This is a genomic window from Zhongshania sp., from assembly GCF_041623545.1.
Lineage (GTDB): Bacteria > Pseudomonadota > Gammaproteobacteria > Pseudomonadales > Spongiibacteraceae > Spongiibacter.
Window position 1 is genome coordinate 1 of record NZ_JBFJWS010000176.1, and the last position, 6,599, is coordinate 6,599.

The window sequence follows — 6,599 nt, forward strand, 5'->3', positions numbered from 1 at the left end:
GACCGGAAGTGGCGTACCGGTTTGCACGTGGTGAAGTGGTCGAGACTAATCTTGGCGAGAAGGCGCGCTTGGTGCGGCCCCTTGATTTTATCGTGTTGGCGGATCACTCCGAAAATCTTGGCCTAGCGCCGATGCTGGCCGAAGCCAATAAAGATCTATTGGCAACGGGTTTTGGTCGGCAGTTGTTTGACCATATTCGCGCGGGTGAACCTGAGAAAGCCTTTGGCATGATCATGCGCGCCGTTGCCGCCGGCGAAGATCCCTTGAAAGATGCCCCTTCCCTTGTTGAAACAATGTGGCAACGTCTTATTAAGTACGCAGAGCAATACAATGAACCAGGTAAATTTACCGCCTTATTGGGCTATGAATGGACATCCTTGCCCCAAGCCAATAATCTGCATCGCGTTGTTGTATTTCGCGACAATGCCGACCGAGTGAGTTCAATATTACCTTACTCTAGCTATGAATCTAACGATCCTGAGAAGCTATGGGATTGGATGGAAGGCTATGAGAAAAAATCAGGTGGTCGGGTCTTGGCGATCCCGCACAATGGAAATTTGAGCAACGGTTTAATGTTTAAAACAGAGCGCGCCGATGGCCGGGCGTTTGACGCTGAATACGCCGCGCGTCGCTCGCGTTTAGAGCCTTTGGTGGAGGTTACCCAGATCAAGGGCGATGGTGAAACCCATCCGCTATTGTCACCAGATGACGAATTTGCAGACTACGAAACCTGGGATAAGGGTAATTTTGGGTACGAGACTAAAAAGCCGGAAATGTTGCGTTATGAATACACTCGCTCGGCATTAAGGCTCGGCTTGGAACAGCAGGGCCAGTTGGGAGAGAACCCCTTTAAACTTGGCTTGGTTGGTGGCACGGATTCCCACACATCCCTTGCTACAGCAGGGGAAGATAATTTCTTTGGCAAAGTCTCTATTGTTGAGCCCAGCAATAATCCTCAGCGTTTTTATGAAAAACTAATGCGTCCTCAGGCACCCAATGTAAGTGAGGATATCACCGTGATGCACTGGAAAGCGGCGGCCTCGGGTTTGGCTGCCGTGTGGGCGAAGGAAAATACTCGCGACTCGATTTTCGATGCACTTGAGCGCCGCGAAGTATATGCAACAACCGGCTCCCGTATTACCGTACGATTTTTTGGTGGCTGGAATTTTCAAGAGGAAGACGTAAACCATTCTGATTTTCTGCAGCGCGGTTATGGTAAGGGTGTGCCAATGGGCGGTGATTTATTCCCCTCCGCCAACGGTGTAAAACCGTCGTTTTTGGTGTCGGCGCTGAAGGACCCTGATGGGGCCAACCTGGATCGAATTCAGATTGTAAAAGTGTGGACAGATGAAGCGAATCAAAGTCACGAGAAAGTTTATGACGTCGCCTTGGGTGGCGATAAACGGAAATCCTGGTTGGGGAAAGTGAAACCCGTCGGGTCTACCGTTGACGTACCCCAAGCATCGTATGCGAATAGCATAGGCGCAGCCCAGCTAAACGCGTATTGGATCGATCCAGACTTCGATGCCAAACAGCGCGCATTGTATTACGTACGGGTTATAGAAATACCTACCCCCAGGTGGACCGCCTATGATGCCAAACACTTTGGTGTAGTCGCCCCGATTGAGGCGGAAATGACGACTCAGGAGCGCGCTTACACTTCGCCTATTTGGTATCAGCCGAAGCCAGACTAAATTGAATTACTGCTGTTTGGTCCGCTAGCTAGCCAGCAGTTTCAATTCATTATCAATAAAATATTTTTAACATTTTCCCCGTAGTTTGCCGCTAGGGTATATGCGCGCGGCCGCATTTTTTAGCAAGACATACACTGGAGACTATCCGTGACTAAATTTATGTCAGTACTTGATGCCGCTTTCCTTCATATGGAAAGCCACGATACCCCGATGCATGTGGCGGGACTCCAAATCTTTTCTCATCCGGAAAATGCCGCCAGCGACTATATGCAAAAATTGGTGCAGCATTTGCGCAATGTAACTGAACTTGCGGCGCCGTGGAATCAGAAGTTGCGGCGCTCTCCTGAATCTAAAGTTTTGCCATCGTGGCAAACCGATAGCGATGTGGATATGGAATATCATGTTCGGCATTTGTCCTTGCCGCAACCTGGCGGCGAGCGTCAATTAGGTGAGCTGATATCGCGGCTGCATAGCCATCGCCTAAGCCAGCGCCGGCCACTTTGGGAATGCCACGTTATAGAAGGCCTGGAAAATAATCGCTTTGCGCTTTTCATAAAAATTCATCATTCCCTTGTCGATGGCGTCACGGCGATGCGCTTGCTAGTGAGAGCGCTTGCTACGGATGCCAACACGACGACAGCAGCGCCGTGGTCTGCATCGTATCAGCAGAGCGGGGGAGAAGTTGCAGAGCCAAGGTTTAAAAAAATAGCCTCGCAGATGAAGGCCTTGCCCGAGGTTGCGAAGGCGTATGGAAAGTTGGCGATGTCTGCTGTAGGTAGCAGCGGAACGCTGGTTGCGCCAATGCTCGCGCCCCGTTCGGTTTTGAATGTGTCGGTGTCAGGTCAAAGGCGATTCGCTACTCAACACTTTAGTCTCGGACGTATTAAAGCGGTTGCCCGCGCAGCAGGTGTAACCGTAAACGATGTTGTGCTTGCTGTATGCTCAACGTCGCTTCGGCGTTTCCTAAAGGAGTCAAATAACCTACCGCGACGAAGCTTAACTGCCATGGTGCCGGTGAGTCTGCGTGGTAAGTCTGGCGGCGGGGCGGGCGGTAACGCGGTGGGCGCAATAGTTGCTAGTTTAGCTACGGATGTGGCTGATCCGAAGCGGAGGCTATTAAATATTGCAGCGGACACGGCCAATGCGAAAGCGCACCTTGCCAGCATGTCCGCCGAAGCGGCTGGTCAATACAGTAATCTTTTTATGGTCCCTGTGGTACTTCAGGCGGCAACTCGAGTGGCTGCTGGTATTCGCCCGTATTTCAATGTGACTATTTCAAATGTACCGGGCCCTGCTGAGCCCCTTTACCTTATGGGAGCCAGGATGGAAGCTATGTATCCGGTATCAGTGCCAACCCACGGACAATGTCTAAATATCACTTGTACAAGTTATGCAGGGAAAGTGAACTTCGGTTTCACAGCGTGTCGCGATGCCTTGCCGCATATGCAGAATATTGCTGTGTACGCTCAGGATGCGTTACTGGAAATCGAGCAGGCTTATGGTTTAAATATTGAGAGTAGTTCTGCTACTGAGGGTGCCGCAAAAACTAGAAAAAAACCTCAGCAAAAGTTACAGCCTAGTCGAGTGCCGCTTAATAGTGGCGATATTGCGTGATTAGTCAAATGATGTTCGTTTTACGTCAAATTTCTTTCTCTTGTTTCCGTAGACTTTAACTATCACGCGTGACCACGGGCCAAGGTGCCAGATAAGAGATTTTTCCTAGACAAGAGATTATAAAAATGATGAATTTCGAGATGATTGATACTGCATGCATCAATGGAGAGGATCTTCCTTGGGTGCCTTTTACGCCCTATGACGATCGGGTATTCATGAAGTATTTCAAAATTGACCCGGTGCGCGGTGAGATGGTGTTGATGATGAAGGCGCCGGCGGACTTAGAGTTAGCGCGTCACCACCACACCGGTACGGTTATCGTCTACACGGTGGAAGGTAAGTGGAAATATCGCGAGCATGACTGGGTTGCTGGTCCTGGTAGTTGCGTATATGAAACTGCTGGTACTCGCCATACCCCGCAAGCGGTCGGTGAGGGGGAACTACTAATGTTCGTTGTTTTGCAGGGTGAGCTCGTCTATTTAGATGAGAATGATCAAATTCTGGCTACTGAAAACTGGCGCACCGCGATGGATAGATACCTCGCTTACTGCAAGGACAATGGTATCGCTGCGCGGGATCTAACTAGCTTTAGCGGATGAGCTAAGGTCGAGTTCATCTATTTATCGCTGTCGTCGAGCGAAGCAGGGTTCACTTGGTTAATATACTAATCGTAGGTGATTGCGCCTTGCCCGCTCTCGATCTAAGCGCCTGAGGCCTGCCTGCAGGCGGGCGCGCAGTTCTTCGCTCGCTGCTGGCTTGCAGAGAAAATCATCCGCACCGGCGTCTATCGCCGCAATCATATCCGAGCGTTCGCGGCGACCGGTCAGCATAATGAAGTAAGGGTCGCCCATTGCAGGACTGCGACTGACGCTCTTGCACACCTCTAGGCCGCACATGATTGGCATCTGCCAGTCACACAGCACGATGTCGACATGCTCTACCAATAGGATTTGCACGGCGTCGCTGGGCTTGTCACAAAAGATTGTGTCAAAACCAAACCCCTCAAGTATGGCGTTCATGCGGTATAGCTCACTCGGAGTGTCGTCTATATACATGATTGTTGCTAATTCTGCGGAATTGGATTGTTTATTGCTGTCTTTCATATCTTGTGAGTTTCCTTTTTTGCGATGGCAATAGTTGAGTCTGCAAACTTCGTGCCCTGCCCAACTATCTGATATATATATGCGGTAAGTTATTTCTTTTGCGCCGCTGGCAAATTGCATGGCATCGCGCTTAGCGAATTAGCTCGCGCTGCGAGCGGGAGCAAAGTTTGTTAACATGCGCCGCCGCTATTCATATATAGAATGTCCGGGCCTATTGCCTGCGGCCCCCTAGAGAAGAGTGTTCAATGAATTCTGATAAGCCCCTGTACATCGCCTACGCCGGTCCCTTGTTGTTGGAGACTCCACTGCTGAATAAGGGGTCAGCGTTCACAGAGACGGAGCGTCGCAACTTTAATCTGATGGGCTTATTGCCGCCGCGCTACGAAAACATTGAGGAACAGCTGAGTCGAGCGTATCTGCAATACTGCAGTTTCGATGAGCCAATCAATAAGCACATCTATCTGCGTGCGGTACAGGACAATAACGAAACCTTGTTTTACCGCTTGCTGAACGATCATCTCGAGGAAATGTTGCCAATCATCTACACACCGACGGTAGGTGAGGCGTGCGAGCATTTTTCCGATATTTACCGCAGCGCGCGGGGCATTTTTGTTTCTTACGAAGATCGCGGCTATATGGACGATATTCTCCATAGTGTCAGTAAGGATCGCGTAAAGGTACTGGTTGTGACCGACGGTGAACGCGTGTTGGGCCTGGGCGATCAGGGTGTCGGCGGCATGGGTATTCCAATTGGTAAGCTGTCTTTGTATACCGCCTGCGGCGGAATTAGTCCCGCGTATACCTTGCCGGTGGTGTTGGATGTGGGCACGAACAATCAGGCTTTACTCGACGACCCAATGTATATGGGAATGCGGCATCCGCGTATTGGCCGGGAAGAATACGACCAATTTGTTGATCAGTTTATTGAGGCTGCACAGCGGCGCTGGCCTGGCGTGCTTATCCAGTTTGAAGATTTCGCCCAGCCCAATGCTATGCCGATTTTACGGCGCCACAAAGACCGTGCGTGCTGTTTTAATGATGATATTCAAGGCACAGCTGCGGTGACCTTGGGTACCGTATTGTCGGCCTGCACACGTAAAGGCGAGCGCTTGCGCGACCAGAATATTGTATTTGTTGGTGCAGGTTCGGCAGGTTGTGGTATCGCGGAGCAGTTGATTCGCGCAATGGTGGAAGAAGGGCTTAGCGACGCCGAGGCGCGCTCCCAGTTGTATATGGTGGACCGCTTCGGTTTGGTCAGTCGGGGTATGGCCGGTTTGCTGGATTTTCAGGAAGCGCTCGCGCAGCCCGCAAAGCATGACTGGCAAAGTAAGGCTGATGCTTATCCGAGCCTGTTAGATGTGGTGAGCAATATTGATGTTGGCGTATTAGTTGGTGTGTCGGGTAAACCGGGATTGTTTACCGAGGAAGTTATTCGTCAGCTGCATCGTCGCTGCGCGCAACCTATTGTGTTGCCGCTAAGCAACCCGTCGCGCCATGTTGAGGCAAGTCCTGAGCAGATATTGCAATGGACTGATGGCCAGGCGATTGTCGCGACGGGCAGTCCTTTTGCGCCAGTAGAATATAAGGGCGAGCACTACGAGATCTCCCAGTGCAACAACAGTTATATATTTCCTGGAATAGGCCTAGGTGTAGTTGCTAGTAAGGCCAGTCGCGTGAGTGACGACATGCTGATGGCCGCCAGTCGCTGTCTCGCAGAGGCCGCCAGCGCTCATCATCAGCGCCGTAATGTCCTGCTGCCACCGATTACCGCGCTGGCGGAGCTGAGTAAGGCCATCGCCTTTGCTGTGGCGAAAGTTGCCCAGGCTCAGGGTTTCGCCAGCGAGCGCAGCGACGAGGAGTTGCGCGGCGATATTGAGCGTAATTTTTGGACCCCGCAATACCGTGAGTATCGGCGTATTGCCGCTCGGGCGCGCTGAGTTAGCTTTCAGGGTTGTCGATATCGCCAAAGTCGCGGCGCAGCGTTGGCGCTCGCTTTTTGTAGTCCTCGCTGTCGCCGAAGGCGGCGAACTTGCGGTAGCGGCTATGCTCAATTTTCAGTGCTTGGGCGTGCTTGATGGGGCACCAATACTGTTCGGTTCTGCCCGCGACTTCCGTCACGTAAGCCATTAGGCCATTGAAATATCCGCAATAAAGACAGTTGGCTCTTTCAATTAGATTTAGATAAGCC

The 6,599-nt window shown here is 51.3% G+C and carries 5 protein-coding genes and 1 pseudogene; 4 read left to right on the forward strand and 2 right to left on the reverse strand.

Annotated features, from left to right (window positions below):
* From ABYT30_RS13620 to ABYT30_RS13630, 3 genes are all read left to right on the forward strand, one after another.
* Positions 1 to 1,694: DUF3604 domain-containing protein (locus ABYT30_RS13620; protein WP_373097004.1), on the forward strand; the 1,694-nt coding region annotated here is incomplete at its 5' end.
* Between the two features lie 147 nt (positions 1,695 to 1,841).
* Complete coding sequence (locus ABYT30_RS13625; RefSeq protein WP_373097006.1) at positions 1,842 to 3,308, forward strand: wax ester/triacylglycerol synthase family O-acyltransferase; 1,467 nt, start codon at positions 1,842 to 1,844, stop codon at positions 3,306 to 3,308.
* Between the two features lie 125 nt (positions 3,309 to 3,433).
* Entirely contained in the window at positions 3,434 to 3,907 is a 474-nt protein-coding gene (locus tag ABYT30_RS13630; protein WP_373080734.1) for a 2,4'-dihydroxyacetophenone dioxygenase family protein, read from the forward strand.
* Positions 3,908 to 3,964: 57 nt separating this feature from the next.
* On the opposite strand, the gene ABYT30_RS13635 is transcribed toward ABYT30_RS13630, so the two are convergent.
* Positions 3,965 to 4,411 (reverse strand): PleD family two-component system response regulator, encoded by a 447-nt coding sequence (locus ABYT30_RS13635; RefSeq protein WP_373097008.1) that lies wholly within the window; start codon positions 4,409 to 4,411, stop codon positions 3,965 to 3,967.
* Between the two features lie 245 nt (positions 4,412 to 4,656).
* On the opposite strand from ABYT30_RS13635, the gene ABYT30_RS13640 reads away from it, so the two are divergent.
* Positions 4,657 to 6,348 (forward strand): NAD-dependent malic enzyme, encoded by a 1,692-nt coding sequence (locus tag ABYT30_RS13640; RefSeq protein ID WP_373097010.1) that lies wholly within the window; start codon positions 4,657 to 4,659, stop codon positions 6,346 to 6,348.
* A 1-nt stretch (position 6,349) separates the two neighbouring features.
* Here ABYT30_RS13640 and ABYT30_RS13645 read toward each other — a convergent pair.
* Positions 6,350 to 6,599 (reverse strand): annotated as a pseudogene (locus ABYT30_RS13645) (hypothetical protein); the annotation flags it as partial.

Excerpts from the sequence above, each read along its gene's own strand:
- ABYT30_RS13630 (WP_373080734.1), top strand. The coding sequence starts at position 3,434 with ATGATGAATTTCGAGATGATTGATACTGCATGCATCAATGGAGAGGAT.
- ABYT30_RS13635 (WP_373097008.1), bottom strand. The coding sequence starts at position 4,411 with ATGAAAGACAGCAATAAACAATCCAATTCCGCAGAATTAGCAACAATC.
- ABYT30_RS13640 (WP_373097010.1), top strand. The coding sequence starts at position 4,657 with ATGAATTCTGATAAGCCCCTGTACATCGCCTACGCCGGTCCCTTGTTG.